This window comes from Sphingobium sp. LSP13-1-1.1 (assembly GCF_040676415.1).
Classification (GTDB): Bacteria; Pseudomonadota; Alphaproteobacteria; order Sphingomonadales; family Sphingomonadaceae; genus Sphingobium.
The window spans coordinates 1-383 of sequence record NZ_JBEGHU010000066.1 but is presented as its reverse complement, the minus strand read 5'-3'; the positions used below and the strand labels follow the sequence as shown (position 1 = coordinate 383).

Annotated in this window: 1 protein-coding gene; it reads right to left on the bottom strand. The window is 62.7% G+C overall.

Features of this window, described 5'->3' with window-relative positions; genetic code table 11:
• Positions 1–383 (bottom strand): hypothetical protein (locus MRBLSP13_RS19975; protein WP_363756262.1); only part of this gene is annotated, 383 nt, incomplete at both ends.

Sequence of the window (383 nt, the reverse complement as noted above, 5' to 3'; positions counted from 1 at the left end):
GCGACGGCCTCGCTTTCCTTGACGCCCGGACGCAGCACGCGGAACAACTCGTCATAGGCGGAATCGACCAGGCACGCGGCGGTCTCCAGCAACGAGACCTCGTCGATCGACTTGATGACGCGGGCGCGTTGCATCAGCCCTTCTGCATTGACGATCGTGACCCCTTCGGCCTCCAGCGCCCGGAGCACCGGAATTTCAACGACATCTATGCCCAGCGGCTCGTTGATGAGGCCAGCATCGCGCAGCACGTCCGCGATCCGCTTCGCGTTCGCCTTCTCAACGCCAACCTCTTCCATGATCGAGCCGCGCCAGCTTGATACCACCGGGCGCCAATTTTCGGGGCTGATCCAGGGATTATGCTTCTGATGCTGCTTGGCGGCCGA